The organism is Stackebrandtia soli (genome assembly GCF_965137155.1).
Lineage (GTDB): Bacteria > Actinomycetota > Actinomycetes > Mycobacteriales > Micromonosporaceae > Stackebrandtia > Stackebrandtia soli.
Genome location: NZ_CBCRZX010000050.1, coordinates 1 through 22,872, shown reverse-complemented (window position 1 = coordinate 22,872; position 22,872 = coordinate 1). Strand labels below are relative to the sequence as shown.

Sequence of the window (22,872 nt, the reverse complement as noted above, 5' to 3'; positions counted from 1 at the left end):
AGTCACGACCCGACTCGACAGGAGCCACGACCATGCGCACGATCGGCCTTATCGGAGGGATGAGCTGGGAGTCCTCGGCCGTCTACTACCGACTGCTGAACGAACGGACCCGGCTGCGCCTCGGCGGCCACCACAACGCCCGCAGTCTGATGTACACGGTCGACTTCGCGGACATCGAACATCTGCAGCGGGCGGGAGACTGGGGGACGATGGGCGACGTCCTGGCCGACGCCGCCGACCGACTCACCGGTGCCGGGGCGGAGCTGGTCGCGTTGTGCACCAACACGATGCACCTCGTAGCGGACCGCATCACCGAGCGCGTCGACGTGCCGTTCGTCCACATAGTCGACGCCACCGCCGACGCCCTTCGAGCCGATGGTGTCGACACCGTCGGGCTTCTGGCCACCCGGTACACGATGGAACACGGCTTCTACGCCGAACGGATGCGCGAGCGCGGCGTCACGGTCGTCGTTCCCGGCGATGACGACCGAACGACGGTCCACGACGTCATCTACGAGGAGTTGACCCAGGGTGTCGTGACCGACGTGTCCCGCGACCGGTATCGCGGCGTGATCGAACGACTCGCCACGGCGGGCGCGAAAGGCGTCATCCTCGGCTGCACCGAGATCGGCCTTCTCATCGGCCCCGACGACGCGTCCCTGCCGGTCTACGACTCGGCGTCCATCCATGTCGACGCGATCCTCGACGCCGCCCGCGTCGAGCGTTGACGATCCCGATCCACACACGCCGGTGGCCCGGCCCCACCCCGTCAGGGGAAGGCCGGGCCACCGGATATCGCTATGCGACGCCGAAGACGTTAGTTTCCGGCGAGCTTCTCACGCAGCGCGGCGAGCGCCTCGTCAGCGGCGAGCGTGCCGACGGGACCAGAGTCGGCGGCCTGCTGCTGCGGCGCCTTCTTCTTGTCACCGCCACCAGTGGACTTGCGCTCACCGGGCTCGGCCGTGGCCGACTCGGCGGGCGGGTCCGCGATGACGCGCTCGGAGATCTGACGACCGTGCTCTTCCCAGCGGGCGCGAGCCTCGGCGTACTGACGCTCCCACTCTTCGCGGGCCTCGTCGTAGCCGTCGAGCCATTCGCCCGTGTCCGAGTCGAAGCCCTCCGGGTAGATGTAGTTGCCCTGGTCGTCGTACTGGGCGGCCATACCGTAGAGGGTCGGGTCGAACTGCTCCTCGTTCTCCACGTACGCCTCGTTGGCCTGCTTCAGCGACAACGAGATGCGGCGACGGTCCAAGTCGATGTCGATGACCTTGACCATGACGTCGCTGCCGACGCCGACGACCTGCTCCGGCACCTCGACGTGGCGTTCCGCCAGCTCCGAGATGTGGACCAGACCTTCGATGCCGTCCTCGACCCGAACAAACGCACCGAACGGAACCAGCTTGGTGACCTTGCCGGGCACGATCTGACCGATCGCGTGGGTGCGGGCGAACTGGCGCCACGGGTCTTCCTGCGTCGCCTTCAGCGACAACGAAACCCGCTCGCGCTCCATGTCGACGTCGAGAACCTCGACCTCGACTTCCTTGCCCACTTCGACGACCTCACCGGGGTGGTCGATGTGCTTCCACGACAGTTCGGAGACGTGCACCAGACCGTCGACCCCACCGAGGTCGACGAACGCGCCGAAGTTGACGATCGACGAGACGACACCCTTGCGAACCTGGCCCTTGGCGAGCTTGTTCAGGAACTCGGTGCGCACCTCGGACTGCGTCTGCTCCAGCCAGGACCGACGCGACAGAACCACGTTGTTGCGGTTCTTGTCGAGCTCGATGATCTTGGCTTCAAGCTCACGACCGACGTACGGCTGCAAGTCACGCACACGCCGCATTTCGACCAGCGAGGCGGGCAGGAAGCCACGGAGGCCGATGTCCAGGATGAGACCACCCTTGACGACCTCGATGACGGCACCGCGAACGACGCCGTCCTCTTCCTTGACCTTCTCGATCGTGCCCCAAGCGCGCTCGTACTGAGCACGCTTCTTCGACAGGATCAGACGGCCTTCCTTGTCTTCCTTCTGGAGGACAAGGGCCTCGACGTGGTCACCGGTAGAAACAACCTCGGCCGGGTCAACATCGTGCTTGATCGACAGCTCACGCGAGGGGATGACGCCCTCGGTCTTGTAGCCGATGTCGAGCAGGACTTCGTCCCGATCGACCTTGACGACAGTGCCCTCGACAATGTCGCCGTCATTGAAGTACTTAATGGTCTCGTCGATCGCCGCGAGGAGAGCTTCCTCGGTGTCGAGGTCGTCCGTGACCGTGTTGCCGCTCTCGGCGGCGGTGCTCGAGGTGGCCTCGATGCTGCTCGTCATGTGGGCTGGTGCTCCGGTAACTGATGGTCTCTCGTGCTTGTGTGCGGGACCTTTCGTCCTGCGTTGACAAGACGACGTAGACCTACTCCATGCCGAGGCCACAGGTTCCCACGATGCGTCGTCAAGACTACCGTGTTGGCTGGCCAGCGCGGTGACCCACCCGCCCTTACCTGCCGGTACCACCGCCGGTTCGCGACAAAGACCGACGAAAACGGACGACGAAGGGCACAGTCGAGCGAGGTGTGTTTTTCATCACTCCCTGTTTGCGGGGCGCCGAGGCCTCGTTCAGACCTCGGCGACCACGCGCATGTGGACTGTTTCTAGTGGGCGGCCGTGTCCCAATCCCGACCGAACCCGACCGAGACCTCCAACGGAACCGACAGCTGCGCCGCCTGGCCCATCTCGACGCGAACGAGCTTCTCCACGTCCGCCGCCTCGCCCGGCGCGATCTCTAGGACGAGCTCGTCGTGCACCTGGAGCAGGATGCGAGAACGGGCGCCCGTGGCGGCGAGACCGTTGCCGACCCGGAGCATCGCGAGTTTCATGATGTCGGCGGCACTGCCCTGGATCGGGGCGTTGAGCGCCGCGCGCTCGGCCATCTCGCGACGCTGACGGTTGTCGCTCGACAGGTCCGGCAGATAGCGACGACGGCCGAACATCGTCTCGGTGTACCCGACCTTCCGGGCCTCCGCGACGACGGTGTGCAGGTAATCGCGGACCCCGCCGAACCGCTCGAAGTACTCGTTCATGAGCTCACTGGCCTCGCTCGCCGAGATGCCGAGCTGTTGCGACAGACCGTACGCGGACAGGCCGTAGGCGAGCCCGTATGACATCGCCTTGATCCGACGACGCTGCTCGGCGTCCACACTGGCGGCCTCGACGCCGAAGACACGAGACGCCACCGTCGTGTGCAGATCCTCGCCGGCGGTGAACGCGTCGATGAGACCGGCGTCCTTCGACAGGTGCGCCATGATGCGCATCTCGATCTGGCTGTAGTCGCACGTCATCAACGTGTCGAAGCCTTCGCCAACGACGAAGCCGCGACGGATCTCGCGGCCCGCGTCGGTCCGCACCGGAATGTTCTGCAGGTTGGGATCCGATGAGGACAGACGCCCGGTCGCGGCGACGGTCTGATGGAACGTCGTGTGGATGCGCCCGTCGTCGCTGATCGACGCGAGCAGACCGTCGACCGTCTGCTTCAGCCTCTCCGAGTCGCGGTGCCGCAGGATCGCCTCCAGTACCGGGTGGCCCGTCTTCGCGTACAGGCCCGCGAGCGCCTCGGCGTCCGTGGTGTACCCGGTCTTGGTGCGCTTCGTCTTCGGCATGTCGAGCTGGTCGAACAGGATCTCCTGCAACTGCTTCGGAGACCGGAGGTTGAACTGCTGATCGACGGCGGCGTGGGCCGCCGTGACGGCTTCGGCGGACAGGGCGGCGAAACGCGTCTGGAGATTCGCCAGGTGGTCGGTGTCGGCGGCGATCCCGGTGACCTCGACGGCCGCCAGCAACGCCGCGACCGGAAGCTCCATACCAGACAAAAGTTCACACCCCGCCTGATCGCGGAGCTCGGTGTCGAGGCGATCCGCGAGGGTGCGGGTCGCCGTCGCCGCGTATCCCTGGGCCGCGGCCTGACGGCGGTGATTGTCGGGGTCCAGGTCGTCGAAGCCGGCGAGGACGGGTTGGTCCGTCTGGGCCTCGGCCGCCCCGAGTTCGACGCCGAGGTATCGAGAGGCGAGCGCCGGCAGCGCGTAGGAGCGAAGGTCGGGACGCAGCAGGTAGGCGGCGAGCGCGATGTCGCTGGTCAGCCCGCCGAGCTGCCAGCCGTGTGCGGCGGCGGCCCAGAGGAACGGCTTGACGTCGGGGATCGCCTTCGAGACGGTCGCGTCGGCGAGCCAGGCGCGCCACGCGGTGTCGTCGGTGGCGGACAGGTGCGCCGGGTCGAACCAGCATTCCTGTGTCGCGCTGGCGAGGCCCACACCGGTGATGGTGCCGCTGCCCGCGGCGAAGGCGCCGTCGACGACGATGCCGAAGCGTTCGCTGTTGGTGTTCTCCACGAGCCACGGCGCGAGCTGGTCCTCGCCGATGAGGGTGAATTCCGCGCCGGCCTGGATGTCGTTTCCGGAAGGCGGCGGCGGGGCGCCCAGCCGCCACTGGGGCAGCTGGCTGTTGAGCCGACCGCCGAGGACCTGGAACTCGAGCACGTCGAAGAGTTCGTCGACGACGGTCGCGTCCCAACCCTTCCAGTGCAGGTCCTCTACCGACTTCGTGAGCTCCACATCGGTCAGAAGACGGTTGAGCTGGTGGTTGCGCAGCACGTCGGAGAGGTGCGCGCGGAAGTTCTCCCCGGCCTTGCCCTTGATGGTGTCGGCGGCCGCGACGATCCCGTCGAGACCGTCGTGGGCGACGATCCACTTCGCTGCGGTCTTGGGGCCGACGCCCGGAACGCCGGGAAGGTTGTCGCTCTTCTCCCCCACGAGGGCCGCCAGGTCCCGGTATCGCCCGGGCGGGACGCCGTACTTCGTCTCGACGGCCGCGGGGGTCATGCGGGCGAGCTCGGAGACGCCCTTGACGGGGTACAGCACCGTGACCGTGTCGGTGACGAGTTGGAGCGCGTCGCGGTCGCCGGAGCAGATGAGCGTCTCGATGCCGTCGGCCTGGTGGGCGAGGGTGGCCAGAATGTCGTCGGCCTCGAAGCCGGGGGCGACGATCCAGGGGACACCGAGCCCGTCGAGGACCTGCTGGATCAGCGGTATCTGTGACTTGAACTCTTCCGGCGTGGCCGTGCGGCCGTCCTTGTACTCGGGGTACTGCTCCGTCCGGAACGACTCGCGCGACACATCGAAGGCGACCGCGATGTGGGTGGGTTGCTCGTCTCGGATGACGTTGATCAGCATCGACGTGAAGCCGTAGACGGCGTTCGTCGACTGTCCGGTCGTGGTGGAGAAGTTGTCGACCGGGAGGGCGAAGAACGCCCGATACGCCATGGAGTGACCGTCGATGAGCAGGAGCCGGGATTGAGATGTCGTCACCCGAAAAACTCTAGCGGCCACCACCGACAGCTCCGCGATGGCCGCGCGGCGGTGTCGGGAGGCCCGCGTGTCGCGGGCCTCCCGACACGGCGCGGTCAGGCGACGCCGAGGTAGGCGTCCTTGATCGAGTCGTCGGCGAGGAGCTCGGCGCCGGTTCCGGTCTTCGTGATGGAACCGGTTTCGAGGACGTAAGCCCGGTCGGAACGCTTGAGCGCCTGCTTGGCGTTCTGCTCGACCAGCAGCACCGTCGTGCCCTGCTGTCGGATCTCGGTGATGATCGAGAAGATCTGCTGGATGAGCATGGGCGCCAGGCCCATCGACGGCTCGTCCAAGAGCAGCAGCTTCGGTCGGGACATGAGCGATCGGCCCATCGCGAGCATCTGCTGCTCGCCGCCGGACATCGTGCCGGCGGCCTGCTTCAGACGTTCCTGCAAGCGCGGGAACAGATCGAGCACGCGCTCGAAGTCCTCCGTGATGGCGACGCGGTCGCGCCGGGCGTACGCACCGATGTTGAGGTTCTCGCGAACCGTCATCCCGGGGAAGACGCCTCTGCCCTCGGGCGACTGGCTGATGCCGGCCGTCACTCGGTCGTGCGCCTTCATCCGGCTGATGTCGTCGCCGTTGAACAGGACCCGACCGTGGACGGCGCGCAGGCCGGAGATGGCCCGCATGGTCGTGGTCTTACCGGCCCCGTTGGAGCCGATGAGGGACACGATCTCGCCTTCCTCGACCTTCAGGTTGATATCGCGAACCGCCTCGATTCGTCCGTAGTGGACGGAGACTTTCTCCAACTCAAGCATCGTCGTCATCGGGTTCTCCCAGGTAGGCGGCGATGACCTTCGGGTCCTCCCGGACCGACGTCGGGTCGCCGTCGGCGATCTTCTGGCCGAATTCGAGGACCACGATCCGCTCGGCGACACCCATGACCAGACGCATGTCGTGTTCGATGAGCAGGACGGTGTGGCCGCGATCGCGGATCCGTCGGATCAGTTCCTGAAGCTCGGCCTTCTCCGCGGGGTTGAAGCCGGCGGCGGGTTCGTCCAGGCACAGCAACTGCGGTCGGGTCGCCATCGCGCGAGCGATCTCGAGCCTCCGCTGGTGACCGTAGGACAGGTTCCGCGCGACTTCACCGGCGACACGTTCGAGGCCGACGAACTCGAGCAGATCCATCGCCAGTTCACGGCTCTCGCGCTCCTCGCGGCGATGCCGCGAGACGCCGAAGACCGGGGCGATGAACTTGCCGAACGGATTCGCGAACTCCCGATCGGCGGGCGTCGCCCGGTGCCGCGGGAACCGGAACAGCGCGCCGACGACGCTGGTCTTGGCGCGGGCGTCCGCGCCGACCAGGACATTCTCGAGCGCCGTCATCTCCGGGAACAGCCGGATCGACTGGAAGGTCCGGGCGATGCCGCGTTTGGTGATCTGGTGCGGTTTGCGCCCGGTGAGGCGCTGTCCGTTGAACAGCACCGCGCCGTTCGTCGGCTGGTACAGACCCGTCATGACGTTGAAGCAGGTCGTCTTGCCGGCGCCGTTCGGACCGATCAGGGCGAGGATCTCGCCTTCGTTGACGGTGAAACTGACGTCGTTGAGGGCCGTCAGACCGCCGAACTTCAGCGTGACGTGGTTGACGTCCAGCAGTGCCTTAGACAACGACGTTCACCTCCTTCGCCTCGGCCTTCATATCGGCCATCTCGGCGGCACGCCGCCGCGACGGGATCAGACCCTGCGGACGGAAGATCATGACGAGCACCAAGGCCAGACCGAACACCAGGAACCGCTCGTCCGCGATGAACCGCAGACGCTCCGGGATATAGGTGATCGTCACGGCTCCGACGATGACGCCGGCGGTGTTGCCCTGGCCGCCCATGACGACCATCGCCACGAACAGGATCGACATCAACAGCGGGAAGCTGTCGGCCGTCATCGAGCCTTCCTTGCTGGCGTACAGCGCGCCGGACAGACCGCCGACCGCCGCGCCGATGGCGAAGGCCCAGATCTTGAAGCGGAACGCGGGCACGCCCATCAGGCTCGCCGCGTCCTCGTCCTCGCGCACCGCGAGCCAGGATCGTCCGACGCGGCTGTTCTCCAGCTGCTTGACGCCGAGGATGCAGATGACGACCATCGTCAGACACAGCCAGTACATCGGCCGTGAGTCGAGGATCCCGAAGATCCGGGTCCCGTCGGGCCATTCGCCCGGCGGGCGCGGAATCTCATGGATACCGGCCTTGCCGTTGGTGACCGACACGTTCGTGGCGACGATGCGGATGATCTCACCGAAGCCGAGTGTCACGATCGCGAGATAGTCGCCCCGCAATCGCAGTGTCGGAAGCCCGAGGATCACGCCCGAGACCATCGCGAGTGCGATGGCGATCGGAATCAACATGAGCCACGGATACGCCGTCGCGACGTCCGATGTGGGCGATCCGAAGATGGCCACCGAGTACGCGCCGACGGCGAAGAATCCGATGTAGCCCAGGTCAAGCAGACCCGCCAGTCCGATCACGACGTTGAGGCCGACGGCCACGAGGACGTAGATCGCGGTCAGCACGAGCACGTCGTCGAAGGCCGAACCTTCGGCGGCGTAGTCGGTGCTGATCACGTTGATCGGCCACACACCGGCTTCGTTCAAGTCCGGCAGCGCGTAGATGAAGGCCAGGAACGCGAGGACGGTCGCCGTCCGCCACGCCCAGTGCAGGGACTGCCAACGACGCCGCATCGCGGCCAGGCCGTTGACCCGCTTCTCGTCCGCGCCGCGGAGCTTCGAGACGAATTGGTTCATGCCTTGGACCTCCCCAGGGATTCTCCGAGCAGACCTGTCGGACGGAACATCAGCACGATCACCAGAACGACGAACGCGACGACGTTGAGCCACTGGTTTCCGAAGAACCCGGCGCCCCACAACTCGACGAGACCGAGCGCGAACCCACCGAGCAGCGCGCCCCGCAGGTTACCGATCCCACCGAGGACGGCGGCGGTGAAAGCCTTGACACCCAAGAGGAAACCGACGTCGTACTGAATATTGCCGATCCTGAGGTTGTACAGGATCGCGGCGAGACCCGCCGCGACGCCACCGAGGAGGAAGGTCAGCATGAACACGCGGTTCTTGTTGACTCCCATGAGAGCGGCGGTATCGGGGTCCTGCGCCACGGCGCGGATGCCCATGCCCAGCCGAGAACGGTTGATGAACAGGTCCAACACAACGAGCATCAACAGCGCCGCGAGGATGATTCCGATGTCGAGATCGGTGAGTCGCAACGTCCCCATGAAACCGGTGTCCCAGTTGATGACGACATTAGGACTGACCAGGTTCGGCACTTTCCACTTGTTGTGGCCGGTCAGAACACCGACGGCCTGGGAGATGGCGAGCGACGCGCCGATCGCGGTGATGAGGAAGACGAGCCGGGGGGCGTTCTTGCGACGCAGGGGGCGATACGCGACCAGTTCCAAGGTCAGCGCGGTCGCACCGGAGGCGGCTATGGCCACGGCGGTCCCCAAGATGAGGAAGACCACCAACATCCCCAGTGAGGGGGCCGGGGTGGAGCCGGTCAATCCGAACAGTTCCCATGCCATGACCGAGGCGAACGCGCCGACCATGAACACTTCGGAGTGTGCGAAGTTGATCAACTTCAACACCCCGTATACCAATGTGTAGCCGAGCGCGATCAGTGCGTAGATGGCACCGAGGGTCAGACCGCCCGTCGTCAATTCCATGAAATGGGAACCCAGGTAATCCGAACGCTGGGCGAACCAATCCAGGAAGGCATTGAAGTTCACAAATCTACTCCGTTAGATCCGTCAAGGGGCGCGGACGACGCGCCGTCGCGCCGTCCGCGCCCCTTTGACTGACTGTCAACCGATACCTGGTTTAGGAACCGAGCTCGATCTGCTGAGCGGGAACGATGACTCCGTTCTCGACCTTGTACGCCCAAACGACGACGTCCTGAGACTCGCCCGTCTCGGTGAACTTGACGTTCTTGCTGGCGCCCGGCTTGTCGTAGGACTTGATGTACTCCAACATCGCCTCGCGGGTCTTCACGCCGTCCTTGATGCCGTCCAGGAAGACGTTCGCGGCGTCGAAGGCCTCGGCGCCGTAGGTGCCCGGAGCCTCGCCGATGATCTCCTCGAACTGAGCGGCGAAGTCACCTTCGGCCTGCTCACCGGGGATGCAGGGGCAGGTCAGGATGACGCCCTCGGCGGCGTCGCCCGCCGCGGTGATGAAGTTCTCGTCCTTCAGGCCGTCGGCGCCGACGAAGGTGGCTTCGACGCCACCCTTCTTCAGCTGGTCGGCCAGCGGGCCACCCTCGGCGTAGTAGCCACCGAAGAAGACCACGTCGGGCTTCTCGCTGGCGACGGCCGTCACGACGGCGCCGAAGTCGGTCTGCTTCGCCTCAACCTGGGCGTCGCCCTTGACAACGTCGCCGAGCGCCTTGCGAACCTCGTCCGCCAGGCCCTTTCCGTAGGGGCTGTTGTCGTCGATGACGAACACCGACTTGGGGTCCAGGACGTCCTTGATGTACGCGGCGGCGGCGGGACCCTGGGTCGCGTCGTTGCCGAGCGTGCGGTGGAAGGTCTTCCACCCCTTCTCGGACAGGGACGGGTCGGTCGCCGAACCGGAGATGATCGGCAGGCCAGCCTCTTCGAAGATCGGGAGCGCGGCGTGCGACTCACCCGAGAAACCGGGGCCGACGACGCCCAGAACGTTCTCCTGCTTGGCCAGGTTCTTGGCCACACCGGGCGCCTTGGTCTCAGTGCCCTCGGAGTCCGCCTCGACCAGACACACCTTGGCGTCGGGGTTCTCCTTGTTGTACAACTCGACGGCGGTCTTGGCGCCGTCACGCATCACAGTTCCGAGCCCGGCGTTGTCCCCGGTCAGGGCCCCCATCGAGCCAATGGCGAATTCACAGTCTTTCGCAGCATCGGCGGCGCCACCACCACATGCGGCTACCGTGCCAACAAGCGCCGCCGCCGTGGCCGCGGACGCCAGCACCCGCATTACTTTCCGATTCACGGTCATTGCCCTTCTCGCATAGCCGGACACAGTCCTTGACCATGTCGAACACGCATGGTTGCTAAGGACACAGGTGAGACCTATCACCCGCTGAGGCGGAACGGTATCCCATGGCAGAAGGGAATGAAAAGGGCCGAACGCGATTTTGCACGAACCGTTACCGTATTGAGTCCGTCGTCACATAGAGCAACTATGGACTCAAATCCGTCACTGTTCTGCGGCTGTATCCTGCGTCGTTGATTCCTCAATGATCCGGTTCGCGACCTGCTTCATCGACAACCGGTGATCCATCGCAGCCCGCTGAATCCAACGGAAAGCGTCCGGTTCGCTCATCCCATAACGCGTCATCAACAAGCCCTTCGCACGATCGACGAGCTTGCGAATCTCCAAGCGCTCGGAGAGGTTCTCCACTTCGCGCTCCAACGCGGTCATCTCCGCGAAACGCGCGAGTGACAACTCGATCGCAGGAACAAGATCACTCTTTTGGAAAGGCTTGACCAAATAGGCCATCGCACCGGCGTCCTGAGCCCGCGCGATGAGATCGCGTTGACTGAAGGCGGTCAGAATGACGACGGGCGCGATTCGAGCCGCGACGATGCGCTCGGCGGCCTGAAGGCCGTCCATAATCGGCATTTGAATATCACATATCACCAGATCGGGCTGGCGCTCCTCCGCGAGGCGGACGGCCGTCTCGCCGTCGGCGGCCTCACCGACGACCTCGTAGCCTTCTTCGGTCAGCATCTCGGCCAGGTCGAGCCGGATCAGCCCCTCGTCCTCGGCGATGAGCACTCGGCGACGCTCGGTCTCAGGCTTGCCCGTCATTTGCCCGCAGCACCTTTCCGTGCATGTGAAAGTAACCGCGCCCACCGCACCGAGCGGCGCGCGCAAGACCAAAGACTAACCGGTCGGGGACCCGAGATGGGGTGCGTCCCAGTCCCGACACCACCGGGCGGACCCCGCGCAACTCGCTATCGGTGCCGGGTAAGATAAGCCGAGTACGCCTCCGCGGCCGTCGGGCACGGGGGCTTCGTCACGAATAGCTCGCCCTGGTAGTCCAACTGGCAGAGACAATGGATTCAAAACCCATCCAGTGTGGGTTCGACTCCCACCCAGGGCACCAATCGAAAGGCGACCACCTGATGGTGGTCGCCTTTCGTCATCGCTCGATCCCTCGCGCCTCGAAGTCCGACGGAATCAACGTCCATAAGGTACGCCGTCGTCGCCGCCGTGTCGCCCCGATCGCCGAGAGATTCCATAAGGGTCAGTAGCGAATCACTCGGTTTCGATATAACACGTGATGGTGGGACAGCGGACCTCCCCCGCCGTCCCACCATCGTTGTCACCGATGCGGCGCGGGCCCGGAACGCGCCGCAGGGCGACGAGAGACAGGTCAACTGGCGGCCGGTTCCGGTTCGGCCTTCGCGGCGTCGGTCGTTTCGGGGTCCTCGGGACCGTCGTCGACGGACGAGACCGCGGACGTCTCCAGCGTGGGCCGAGACCGCAGCGCGATCGTCAGGGAGACGCCCCACACGATCGCCACCGCCGCGAACACCGCGAGGAACACACCGGTCGGCGCGTCGAAGGACCTCAGAATGGTGTTGGCGTTGGTCGCGAGGATGACGCCACCGGCGAGCACCCCGAGCAGCCAGGTCGGCAGGGTCTTCACGAGCCACGCGGCGAACGGCGCGACGATGATGCCGCCCACGAGGAGTGCGGCGGCCGCGGGCCACAGGATCTGTTCACCGCCGAGGTTCAGCACGAATCCGAGGCTCGCCGCGACCGTCACGATGAACTCGGAGGCGCTGACGGAGCCGATCGTCTTGCGCGGTTCCAACCTCCCGGACGCGAGCAATGTGGAGGTGGCGACCGGGCCCCAGCCACCGCCACCCGTGGCGTCGACCGCACCGGCGACGAAACCAAGGGGCGTCAGGAATCGGCTCCCCGGGCGGGGCCGATTGACGCGCAGCGGCGGCAGGCTCCCGGAGAAGCGCAACAGCAACACGAGACCGAGAACGATGAGAATGCCACTGGTCCACGGAGCCGCCGACTCCGTCGACAACTGGGACAGGGCGGTGGCGCCGAGGAAGGCGCCGATGCCGCCCGGCACCGCCAGGAATAGGACGACCTTCCAGTCGATGTTGCCGAAGCGCCAGTGCGACAGTCCGGACGCCAGAGTCGTCCCGATCTCGGCGAGATGGACGGACGCGGACGCCGCTGCGGGCGTCAACCCTGCGACCAGCAACAAAGACGTGGATATGACGCCGTATCCCATGCCCAGCCCACCGTCGATGAGTTGGGCGAGCAGACCGATGACGGCGATGAGTATGAGTGTGACCATGACGGCTCCTGTCGTGACGGGCCAACGGCCCAGGACTCACCGCAATAGTCGACTAAAACAGTAGGAAATGTCAAGTATCTAAGAGGACTTTTTCATTCGTCGCGGCGGAGACTTCCCCGCCCACACAGCGGATCCCCCGACGCCCCGAAACGACCGCGCCTTGATGAATGTCGATATCCCAAGTGGCCCAGGGAATGGCAGCGCGGGCGCCATGACGACGTTGTAACGTCCGTCCATCACGGATAATCGCGACGACACGGCGAACTCTAAGGTCGACACCTCACGTGAGGTGATGAAAAGTTCCCGAAATGCTAACGGAGGGTGGGGATCGGCGATCTCAGGACGTTCACGGGCGTCGGCCAGGGCCGACGGCCGGCTCAGCGCCACGCGGCCGGATCGGTCGAGAGCTTCGCGACCTCCTCCGGCAACTCCCCCGACGCCACCGACTCCAGCGAGACGGCCTCCAGGATGCGGCGTTCGCTCGCCCGCAACGCGATCCACACGTCTTGAAGAGACCTCGCGGGCCCTCGATAGTCGACGTGCTCAGGACGTTGTCCGCGCACACCGACCAGAGGGCCGTCCACGGCACGGATGACATCGGCCAGCGAGATCTCGTCGGCGGGCCTGGCGAGGCGGTGCCCCCCGTCCGGCCCGCGCCGGGATTCGACGATGCCCCCGCGTCGCAGTTGCAGCAGGATCGACTCGCAGAACTTTCCGGGGATCTCCTGCGCCGTGGCGACCTGATCGGCGCGGGTCCACTCCGCCTCTGGCCGCGCCAGGGAGACGGCGGCGCGGAGGGCGTAGTCGACTCGAGCAGAAAGGCGCATACGCCATTGTCTCGCACTTCGGCGAGTACGCCCACCACGGTCACCCGAGGCGGCGGTGGGGCGCCTCGGGGCGCCCACCCGCAGTCGTTACGGCACGCCGGGCGGTACGGCGGGCATCGCCCGGAGCAGACCCTCCTGAACGGCGGTCGCGACGTGCGCGCCGTCCGCTGTGAAGAACTGCCCCGTCGACAGTCCCCGGCCGGCCGCGGCGGACGGGCTCCGCGAGTCGTACAGGAACCACTCGTCGGCCCGGAACGGCCGGTGGAACCACAGGGCGTGGTCAAGGCTCGTGCCGAGGTATCCGCCCGCACCCCAGACCTGGCCGTGCTGGTTGAGGACCGTGTCGAGCAGCGTCAAATCGCTCGCGTACGTCAGCACGCACACGTGCAGCAGCGGATCGTCCGGCAGGACGCCGTCGGCCCGCATCCACACCTGCTGGCTCGGCGAGGCGGGACGCTCCCCCGAGACGGCGAAGCCCGATTCACCGATGTACCGGACGTCGATCGGGCGCGGGGTGCGCGCCCAGATCCCGAGGCGTTCGGGGTGCGCGGCCAACCGCTGCGGAAGGGTCGGGACCTCCTCCGGAGAGGGAACGTTCAGCGGCGGTTCCTGCGCGTGGTCGAGGCCCGCCTCGCCGACGTGGAACGACGCCGACATGAAGAAGATCGGCTCGCCGTCCTGGAGCGCCTGCGTGCGACGTACCGAGAACGATCGGCCATCGCGGATACGATCCACAAGGTACACAATTGGTTTGGTGGTGTCGCCGGGCCGAACGAAGTAACCGTGCAGGGAGTGCACGAAGCGGTCACCGGCGACGGTCCGACCGGCGGCGACGAGCGCCTGTCCCGCGACCTGGCCACCGAACACGCGCTGCGGGGCGACCTGGGGGCCGACTCCGCGGAAGATGTTGCGCTCGATGCGTTCCAGGTCGAGGACTTCGAGCAGTTCGTCGACGGCGGCCTGCCCCACCGACACCTTGGTCATTCCTGGTCCGCCAGGCCGACTTGGTGAACGCGCATCGTGTTGGTGGAGCCCGGTGTGCCGGGAGGGGAACCGGCGACGATGACGACGAGGTCGCCGGACCGCGCCGACCCGAGGCGGATCATGGCCTCGTCGACTTGTTCGAACATCTCATCGGTGTGGTTGACGAACGGTACAAGGTGGCTGTCCACTCCCCACGACAGCGCCAGCTGGGCGCGGGTCTTCGGGTCGGGGGTGAACGCCAGCAGTGGAAGTTCGCAGTGCAGCCGGGAGAGACGGCGCACGGTGTCGCCGGTCTGGCTGAACGCGACCATCGCCTTGGCGTCGATCGCGCGGGCCACCCTGGACGCGGCCGCGGTGATCGCGCCGCCCTGCGTCTTCGGGTCGTGCTCCAGACGGGGCGCGCGGAAATGCCCGGACTCGGTCGTCGAGATGATCCGGGCCATCGTCCGCACGGTCCCGATCGGGTACTTGCCGACGCTCGTCTCGCCCGACAGCATGACGGCGTCCGCGCCGTCGAGCACCGCGTTCGCGACGTCGGAGGTCTCGGCGCGGGTGGGGCGCGCGTTGGTGATCATCGAGTCGAGCATCTGGGTGGCGACGATGACGGGTTTGGCGTTCTCGCGGCACAACTGGACGGCGCGCTTCTGAACGAGCGGGACCTGCTCCAGCGGCAGTTCCACACCGAGGTCGCCGCGGGCGACCATGATGCCGTCGAAGGCGTCGATGATCTCCTCCAGGCGGTCCACCGCCTCCGGCTTCTCGACCTTCGCCAGCACGGGACGGCGGGCGCCTCGCTCGGCCATGATCTCCCGGACCGGGTCGATGTCGGCCGGGGAGCGCACGAAGGACAGCGCGACCAGGTCGACGCCGAGGCCGAGCGCGAAACGCAGGTCTTCGGCGTCCTTCTCGGACAGCGCGGGGACGCTGATCGCCACGTTCGGGAGTGACAATCCCTTATGGTCGGAGACCGGGCCGCCCTCGACCACGAGGCAACGGATGTCGACGTTGTCGACGTCCAGGACCTCGAGCGCGAGCTTGCCGTCGTCGACGAGCAGCCGGTCGCCGGCGTGAACCTCGGAGGGAAGCTTGCGGTATGTCACGCCGACCCGTTCGGCGGTGCCGAGCACGTCGTCGCTCGTGATGACGACGTGGTCGCCGGTGCTCCACTGCGCGGTCCCGCCCTCGAACTTGCCGAGGCGGATCTTCGGTCCCTGCAGGTCGGCGAGGATGCCGACGGCGCGTCCGGAGTCGTCGGCGGCGGCCCGGACCATGCGGTAGACCGCCGCGTGGTCGTCGTGGGTGCCGTGGCTGAAGTTGAGGCGAGCGACGTCCATCCCGGCCTCGACCAGGTCTCGGATGCGCTCGGGGGTGGCGGTGGCGGGTCCGATGGTGCAAACGATCTTCGCGCGACGTGTCACGGGCACCGAGCCTAGTCGACAAAAAATCCTGGAAGGTTACGCGGGCACGCAAAGTGAACGGCGATTAAGCGTCGAGAACATGGCCGAACGGCGACATCGGCCCAATGTGCCCGGAAAGCGCTATGCGACACACGATCCACGATGAAGCGCGTTGAGTCCGAAAAGGAGGATTCAGTGAAGGCGACCCATGAAGGAGTCGCGTAGGATCGCCAGCTGCCACATGTGCTTGCGATCACGCCGCGCGTGCCACAGCTCCGGGTCGGCGCCGTCGAGGAACGGTCCGAACTCGTGCCGCAGCTGAAACCGGCCGTAGAGATAACCGAGGACCCCCAACGGGAGCATCACCGGGACGACCACCATGGGCGATTCGGAACCGTCGAAGCAGCTCACCAGGAGCGAACCGACGCAGGACAACATGCCGATGTAATAGAGCCGGTACGCCCACAGCGCCTTACGGAACGGCATCTCCATGCGCACCCGGTCGAGAACCTCCTTCGCCGCCGCGATGTCGGCCTCGAAACGACGACGATGCTCGTCGGGATCATCGGGCTCGACACGGCGTGGTTCGGGGGGCACCACGTCACCGTAGTGCCCCCCGACGCGACGTTCAGGTTCGGGGCACGCTCAACGGACGCGCCGACGGGCGCACCGGAGACGGCAGCGGCGCGTGTCCGCCCAGGTACTCGTGGATCGCCGCGGCGGCCGAGCGGCCCTCCGCGATGGCCCACACGATCAGCGACGCGCCCCGCTGGGCATCCCCCGCGACGAAGACCCCGGCGGCGTCGGTCTGCCAGCCGCCGTCGCAGGTGATCCGGCCGCCGTCGCGCACGAGGTCGAGCTGCCGAAGCAGGGGCTGGTCCTCGGTCCCCGCGAAACCGATCGCGAGGAGGACCAGATCGGCCGGAATCTCGTGGGCCGTGCCGTCCACGGGTGTCACCACCCTCGATCCGGTGGACTTGTCGACGGTGACCTCGCTGACGCGCATACGTCGGACGTGGCCGTCGGAGTCCCCGACGAACTCGGCCGTGGCGGTCGCGAAGACGCGCCGACCGCCCTCCTCGTGCGCCGGATAGTCGCGCAGCACCGTCGGCCACACCGGCCACGGGTCACGTCCGTCGTCGCGCAGCCGCGGCGGCTCGGGGTACAGGTCGATCTGGGTGACCGACGCGGCGCCCTGGCGATGCGCCACACCAAGGCAGTCGGCGGCCGTGTCGCCGCCGCCGATGATGACGACGTGCTTGCCGTTCGCGTCGATCGGCGCGAACGGCGCCCGACCCGCGACGACCCGGTTGGCTCCGACGAGATGGTCCATCGCCATGTGGATCCCGGAGAGCCGCCGACCGGGCACGTCGGCGTCCCTGCCCTCGAGCGCGCCGACCGCCAACAGGACGGCGTCGTGGCGTCGCCGGAGGTCCTTCATGGACACGTCGACGCCGACCTCGCACTCGACGACGAAGGTGACGCCCTCGGCCGCCATCTGGTCGACGCGGCGATCGATGTGGTGCTTCTCCATCTTGAAGTCGGGGATGCCGTACCGAAGTAGGCCGCCGATCGCGTCGTCACGCTCGTAGACGGTGACGGCGTGACCGGCGCGCGCGAGTTGTTGCGCCGCCGCGAGTCCCGCCGGGCCGGAACCGACGACCGCGACGGACCGCCCGCTCGGCGGGACCGAGCGGCTCGGCGTGACGGTGCCGTCCTCGAACGCCCGGTCGATGATGTCCACTTCGATCTGTTTGATCGTGACGGCGCCGACCTCGGCGCCGTACTCGTCCACGTTGTCGCCGATGGCGAGCACGCACGACGCCTCGCACGGGGCCGGACACAACCGCCCCGTGAACTCAGGGAAGTTGTTCGTGGCGTGGAGCTCGGCGGACGCGCGTTCCCATTGGCCGGCGCGCACGAGGTCGTTCCACTCTGGAATACGATTGCCGAGCGGACAGGCGTTGTGGCAGAACGGAACACCGCAGTCCATGCAGCGAGACGCCTGCCGGCTGCTCGCGTCCGCGTCGGGTCGTTCGTACACCTCGCGCCAGTCCATGAGACGCAGCGGCACCGGCCGCTTGGCCGCGGGCCGCCGACGGGCGTTGAGGAATCCCTGGGGATCAGGCATTGTCGACCTCCTCGTTCGTCTCGGCGAGTTCGCGCTCCGCGAGAACCCGCTTGTACTCGACCGGGATGACCTTGGTGAAGCCGCCGGCCGCGCGCGGCCAATCGGCCAGCAGGGACGTGGCGACGGTGGAGCCGGTGGCGTCCCGATGCTGTTTCAGGAGGCGCTCGACGACGGCGATGTCGCTGGCGCCCATCGGATCGAGATCGACCAGCTCGCCGTTGACCCTGGCCGGGTCGAGCCGGTACACATAGGCTGTCCCGCCCGACATGCCCGCCGCGAAGTTGCGGCCGGTCTCGCCGAGCACGACGACGATGCCACCTGTCATGTACTCGCAACCGTGGTCGCCAAGCCCCTCCACGACGGCGAGCGCGCCGGAGTTACGGACCGCGAAGCGTTCGCCGACGGTCCCGCGGCAGTACAGTTCGCCCGAGGTCGCTCCATACAGGATCGTGTTTCCGGCGATGATGTTCGATTCGGCCGCGAACGGGGCGCGCTCGTCGGGACGAAGACTGATCCGCCCGCCCGACAGGCCTTTGCCCACGTAGTCGTTGGCGTCGCCGATCAACCGCAGCGAGATCCCGCTCGGCAGGAACGCGCCGAGTGACTGCCCGGCGGTGCCGCGCAGGGTTACGTCGATCGTCCCGGGTTCGAGGCTCTCGCCGAACGCGCGGGTGACGGCGGCGCCCAGCAAGGTGCCCACCGACCGGTCCGTGTTCGCGATGTCGAGGGTGACGGTCGTCGGTTCGCGGCGGCGCAGCGTCGGCTCGGCGATGTCGATGAGCCGCGCGCCAAGGGTTCCCGCGATGTCGTCGCGCTGGGCGTGGGTGCGCCGGAGCGCCGTCCCGTCGGGTACGGCCTCCCGCCACAGAACCGCGGACAGGTCGATCCGCGCGGTCTTGGCCGTCGGCGAGTCGCTGCGGGCGCGCAGCAGTTCGACGTGGCCGATCGCCTCGTCCAGACTGCGCAGGCCGAGCGCGGCGAGGTGTTCGCGAACCTCCTGCGCGATGTATGTGAAGAAGTTCTCCACGAACTCGGGCTTGCCCGTGAATCGTTTGCGCAGCACCGGATTCTGGGTGGCGACGCCGACGGGACAGGTGTCCAGATGGCACACGCGCATCATGACGCAGCCGGAGACGATGAGCGGGGCGGTCGCGAAGCCGTACTCCTCGGCTCCGAGCAGCGCGGCGATGATGACGTCGCGGCCCGTCTTCATCGCGCCGTCGACCTGGACGGTCACCCGGTCGCGCAGCCCGTTCTTGACGAGGGTCTGCTGAGCTTCGGCGAGTCCGATCTCCCACGGGGCGCCCGCGTGCTTGACGCTGTTGGCGGGGGCCGCTCCCGTGCCACCGTCGTAGCCGGAGATGAGGATGACGTCGGCGTGGGCCTTCGCCACTCCGGCGGCGACGGTGCCGACGCCGACCTCGGAGACGAGTTTGACGTGGACGCGGGCGCGGTCGTTGGCGTGTTTGAGGTCGTGAATCAGCTGGGCGAGGTCCTCGATGGAGTAGATGTCGTGGTGGGGAGGCGGCGAGATCAGGCCGACGCCGGGGGTGGCGTGCCGGGTCCGCGCGATCCAGGGGTACACCTTGTTACCGGGGAGTTGTCCGCCCTCGCCGGGTTTGGCGCCCTGAGCCATCTTGATCTGGATGTCGTCGGCGCTGACGAGGTATCGGCTCGTCACACCGAATCTGCCGGACGCGATCTGTTTGACGGCGCTGCGACGCAGCGGATCGTCCAGGCGGTACTCCTCCTCACCGCCCTCGCCGCTGTTGGACTTCCCACCGAGGCGGTTCATCGCGATCGCCAGCGTCTCATGGGATTCCGCCGACAGCGAGCCGTACGACATGGCTCCGGTGGAGAAGCGCCGGACGATGTCGGCGACGGGTTCGACCTCGTCGATGTCGATGGGTTCGCGACCTGGGGCGAGCTCGAGGAGGCCGCGCAGGGACGTCCCCTCCGCCGCCATTCCGTCGACGGTCTCGGTGTACTTCTTGAAGACGTCGTACTGTCCGGAGCGGGTCGCGTGCTGAAGGAGGAACACGGTCTCGGGGTTGAACAGGTGGACCTCGCCTTCGCGACGCCACTGGTACTCGCCGCCGGGTTCGAGCCCGGTCTCGGCGGGGTCGCCCGCGAACGCGCGGGAGTGTCGACGGTTGACGTCGGCGGCGATCTCGGTCAGCCCGATCCCGCCGATGCGGGAGTCAGTCCCGGTGAAATAGCGACGGACGAGCCGCTGGTCGAGCCCGATGGCCTCGAAGACCTGGGCGCCGCAGTACGACGACACCGTCGAGATGCCCATTTTGGACATGATCTTCATGACGCCCTTGCACATGGCCTTGACGTAGTTGCGGACGGCGGTCCGGGCGTCGACCGTGACCGCGCCTTCGGAGGCGAGCCGCTCGATCGATTCGAAGGCGAGGTAGGGGTTGACCGCGGCGGCGCCGTAGCCGAGAAGGACGGCCGCGTGGTGGACGGTGCGGCAGTCGCCCGTCTCGACGACCAACGCGATCTTGGTGCGCGTCTGCTCGCGCACGAGGTGCTGGTGGACCGCCGCCGTCAACAGCAGCGACGGGATCGGCGCGAGGTCCGCGGTGGCGTCGCGGTCCGACAACACCAGGATCCGAACGCCGTCCTCAATGGCCTCCGAGACGTGGCGGCAGATCTCCACCAGCCTCGCCTTGATCCCGTCCGCGCCGTGCCGCGCCTTGTACAGGCCGGACACCCGGACGGCGGCGAAGCCCGGCATGTCGCCGTCGGCGTCGATGGACAGGATCTTCGCCAGCTCGTCGTTGTCGACGACGGGATAGGACAGTTCGATCTGGCGGCAGGAGGCGGCCGACGACTCCAACAGATTGTGTTCGGGACCGATCGTGAGCCCTAGCGACGTCACCAGCTCCTCGCGGATGGCGTCCAGCGGAGGGTTCGTCACCTGCGCGAACAGCTGGGTGAAGTAGTCGTACAGGAGTCGTGGCCGCTGCGAGAGCCCCGCGATCGGAGTGTCGCTGCCCATCGAGACGACGGGCTCGGCTCCGGTCTCCGCCATCGGGGCCACGATGTACCGCAGTTCCTCGGCCGTGTAGCCGAAGACCCGCTGCCGCAGCGGCACCGAGTCCTTCGTCAGGACGATCCGTTCGCGCTCCGGCAGCGCGTCCAGGTGAACGAGCCCCGCATGCGTCCAATCCGCGTAGGGGCGTTCGCCCGCGAGCTCGTCCTTCACCTCGTCGTCGGAGACGATCCGACCGAGCGCGGTGTCCACGAGGAACATACGACCGGGCCTCAACCGTCCCTTCTCCACGATGGTGGCGGGGTCGAGATCGACGACGCCGGACTCGCTGGCCAGGACGACCAGGCCGTCCGACGTCCGGCACCACCGTGCGGGACGCAGCCCGTTGCGGTCGAGGACGGCCCCGATCTGAGTCCCGTCGGTGAAGGCGACGCAGGCGGGTCCGTCCCAGGGCTCCATCACCGTCGCGTGGAAGCGGTAGAACTCCCGACGCTTCGGGTCCATCGTCGTGTTCGATTCCCAGGCTTCCGGAATCATCATGAGCATCGCGTGCGGCAGCGAACGACCGCCCAGATGGAGCAGTTCGACGACCTCGTCGAAGTTCATCGAGTCGCTCGCACCGGGCGTGCACACGGGATAGAGACGTCGCAACCGTCCCGGGAGCGCGGACGTCGCGAGCTGGGCCTGGCGGGCGTGCATCCAGTTGCGGTTGCCGCGAATCGTGTTGATCTCACCATTGTGGGCGACCATGCGATACGGGTGGGCGAGCGGCCAGGACGGGAAGGTGTTCGTGGAAAAGCGAGAGTGGACGAGCGCGAGCGCCGAGACGACCCGGTCGTCGGTCAGGTCCGGGTAGAACCGGCCCACCTGGTCGGGCGTGAGCATTCCCTTGTAGACGACGGTGCGGCCGGACAGCGTGATCATCGCCGCGCCGATGTCACGTTCGCGCAGCTCCCGCTCCGCCTGCTTGCGCACCACGAACGCGAGTCGCTCGAGTTCCAGGCCGGTCGGCGTCGAATCCTCGCCCGTGAGGAACAACTGCCACACCTCGGGCATCGAGGCCCGGGAAGTCGGGCCGAGGCAACCGGGATCGGTGGGAACCCGACGCCAACCGAGCACGCGCGCGCCCTCCGCGATGGCGTACTTGTCGACGATGCCGCGCACCCGAGCGAGGGCACCGATCGGAACGAAGACGAGGCCGGTCGCGTACCGCCCCGCCTCGGGCAACGCGAAGTCGACGACGTCCCGGTAGAAGGCGTCCGGGACCTGGATCATGATGCCGGCGCCGTCACCCGAATTCGGATCGGCACCACTGGCACCGCGATGTTCCATGCGACACAAGGCGGACAGGCCGCCCTCGATGATGCGGCGTTCGGCGCGACCCGAGCTGTTGACGAGAAAGGCGACACCGCACGCGTCGTGCTCGTGGGCGGGGTCGTACAGACCGCCCGAGGTGTCGGAATCTATGGGTAGCCGAAAGCGCACGCGCGTGGCCTCCTTCGTCGTCTGCCAAGGGATTCAAACCGGCGTGAGCGTGTGATACCGGCTGTCACTCAAAGAAGACGGGACGGCGTCGGCCCGTGATCTAGCAAGTGTAGGCGACGAAACGCGAGCGCGGTCACGGCGTGGTCTGTCATCCATCCGACACTGCGGGAGGACCTGTGGAAACAATGTCAGAGGGGTTCACTATTGTCTGTTTGTTCTGTGCTAACCCCATCTACCTTGTTTCGGCGCAGACGAGAGAATCCCTTCGGAGAAGTAAGACATGACTCAGCCTCCACCCTTCCAGGGTGGCTACCCCCAGACCCCTGGTCAGCCGACCACTCCC

The 22,872-nt window shown here is 66.9% G+C and carries 16 protein-coding genes and 1 tRNA gene; 2 read left to right on the top strand and 15 right to left on the bottom strand.

Going from position 1 to position 22,872, the window contains the following annotated elements; genetic code table 11:
• Window positions 1–32: 32 nt before the first annotated feature.
• Window positions 33–728, top strand: coding sequence for an aspartate/glutamate racemase family protein (locus tag ACM9NP_RS20725; protein ID WP_415648421.1), 696 nt, complete (start codon window positions 33–35; stop codon window positions 726–728).
• Between the two features lie 89 nt (window positions 729–817).
• On the opposite strand, the gene rpsA is transcribed toward ACM9NP_RS20725, so the two are convergent.
• The 8 genes from rpsA to ACM9NP_RS20685 form a co-directional block, all read right to left on the bottom strand.
• Window positions 818–2,329 (bottom strand): 30S ribosomal protein S1, encoded by a 1,512-nt coding sequence (rpsA, locus tag ACM9NP_RS20720; protein WP_415648420.1) that lies wholly within the window; start codon window positions 2,327–2,329, stop codon window positions 818–820.
• 320 nt (window positions 2,330–2,649) lie between these two features.
• Complete coding sequence (gene polA, locus ACM9NP_RS20715) at window positions 2,650–5,355, bottom strand: DNA polymerase I (protein WP_415648419.1); 2,706 nt, start codon at window positions 5,353–5,355, stop codon at window positions 2,650–2,652.
• A 95-nt stretch (window positions 5,356–5,450) separates the two neighbouring features.
• Entirely contained in the window at window positions 5,451–6,164 is a 714-nt protein-coding gene (locus ACM9NP_RS20710) for an ABC transporter ATP-binding protein (RefSeq protein WP_415648418.1), read from the bottom strand.
• Window positions 6,148–7,005 (bottom strand): ABC transporter ATP-binding protein, encoded by an 858-nt coding sequence (locus tag ACM9NP_RS20705; protein WP_415648417.1) that lies wholly within the window; start codon window positions 7,003–7,005, stop codon window positions 6,148–6,150. Before ACM9NP_RS20705 ends, ACM9NP_RS20710 begins: the two co-directional genes overlap by 17 nt.
• Window positions 6,998–8,071, bottom strand: coding sequence for a branched-chain amino acid ABC transporter permease (locus ACM9NP_RS20700; RefSeq protein ID WP_415648429.1), 1,074 nt, complete (start codon window positions 8,069–8,071; stop codon window positions 6,998–7,000). The genes ACM9NP_RS20705 and ACM9NP_RS20700 overlap by 8 nt, the downstream gene beginning before the upstream one ends.
• A gap of 59 nt (window positions 8,072–8,130) precedes the next feature.
• Window positions 8,131–9,066 carry a branched-chain amino acid ABC transporter permease gene (locus tag ACM9NP_RS20695; protein WP_415648428.1) on the bottom strand — a complete coding sequence of 312 codons (936 nt, stop codon included), beginning with the start codon at window positions 9,064–9,066 and terminating at the stop codon, window positions 8,131–8,133.
• A gap of 154 nt (window positions 9,067–9,220) precedes the next feature.
• On the bottom strand, window positions 9,221–10,237 hold the full coding sequence (locus ACM9NP_RS20690) for a branched-chain amino acid ABC transporter substrate-binding protein (RefSeq protein ID WP_415648416.1): 1,017 nt from the start codon (window positions 10,235–10,237) through the stop codon (window positions 9,221–9,223).
• A 333-nt stretch (window positions 10,238–10,570) separates the two neighbouring features.
• Entirely contained in the window at window positions 10,571–11,185 is a 615-nt protein-coding gene (locus tag ACM9NP_RS20685; RefSeq protein WP_415648415.1) for an ANTAR domain-containing response regulator, read from the bottom strand.
• 221 nt (window positions 11,186–11,406) lie between these two features.
• Between ACM9NP_RS20685 and ACM9NP_RS20680 the strand changes: the two genes are divergently transcribed.
• Window positions 11,407–11,483, top strand: a tRNA-Leu gene (locus ACM9NP_RS20680).
• A gap of 270 nt (window positions 11,484–11,753) precedes the next feature.
• Here ACM9NP_RS20680 and ACM9NP_RS20675 read toward each other — a convergent pair.
• The 7 genes from ACM9NP_RS20675 to gltB form a co-directional block, all read right to left on the bottom strand.
• Window positions 11,754–12,701 carry a sulfite exporter TauE/SafE family protein gene (locus ACM9NP_RS20675; protein WP_415648414.1) on the bottom strand — a complete coding sequence of 316 codons (948 nt, stop codon included), beginning with the start codon at window positions 12,699–12,701 and terminating at the stop codon, window positions 11,754–11,756.
• Window positions 12,702–13,078: 377 nt separating this feature from the next.
• Complete coding sequence (locus ACM9NP_RS20670) at window positions 13,079–13,528, bottom strand: RrF2 family transcriptional regulator (protein ID WP_415648413.1); 450 nt, start codon at window positions 13,526–13,528, stop codon at window positions 13,079–13,081.
• 87 nt (window positions 13,529–13,615) lie between these two features.
• Window positions 13,616–14,512, bottom strand: coding sequence for an acyl-CoA thioesterase (locus tag ACM9NP_RS20665; protein WP_415648412.1), 897 nt, complete (start codon window positions 14,510–14,512; stop codon window positions 13,616–13,618).
• Window positions 14,509–15,936 (bottom strand): pyruvate kinase, encoded by a 1,428-nt coding sequence (gene pyk, locus ACM9NP_RS20660; protein WP_415648411.1) that lies wholly within the window; start codon window positions 15,934–15,936, stop codon window positions 14,509–14,511. The genes ACM9NP_RS20665 and pyk overlap by 4 nt, the downstream gene beginning before the upstream one ends.
• Before the next feature lie 165 nt (window positions 15,937–16,101).
• Window positions 16,102–16,506 (bottom strand): hypothetical protein, encoded by a 405-nt coding sequence (locus ACM9NP_RS20655; RefSeq protein ID WP_415648410.1) that lies wholly within the window; start codon window positions 16,504–16,506, stop codon window positions 16,102–16,104.
• A gap of 31 nt (window positions 16,507–16,537) precedes the next feature.
• Window positions 16,538–18,040, bottom strand: coding sequence for a glutamate synthase subunit beta (locus ACM9NP_RS20650; protein ID WP_415648409.1), 1,503 nt, complete (start codon window positions 18,038–18,040; stop codon window positions 16,538–16,540).
• Window positions 18,033–22,529: a glutamate synthase large subunit gene (gene gltB, locus ACM9NP_RS20645; protein WP_415648408.1), complete on the bottom strand. Its 4,497-nt coding sequence runs from the start codon at window positions 22,527–22,529 to the stop codon at window positions 18,033–18,035. The genes ACM9NP_RS20650 and gltB overlap by 8 nt, the downstream gene beginning before the upstream one ends.
• Between the last annotated feature and the right edge of the window lie 343 nt (window positions 22,530–22,872).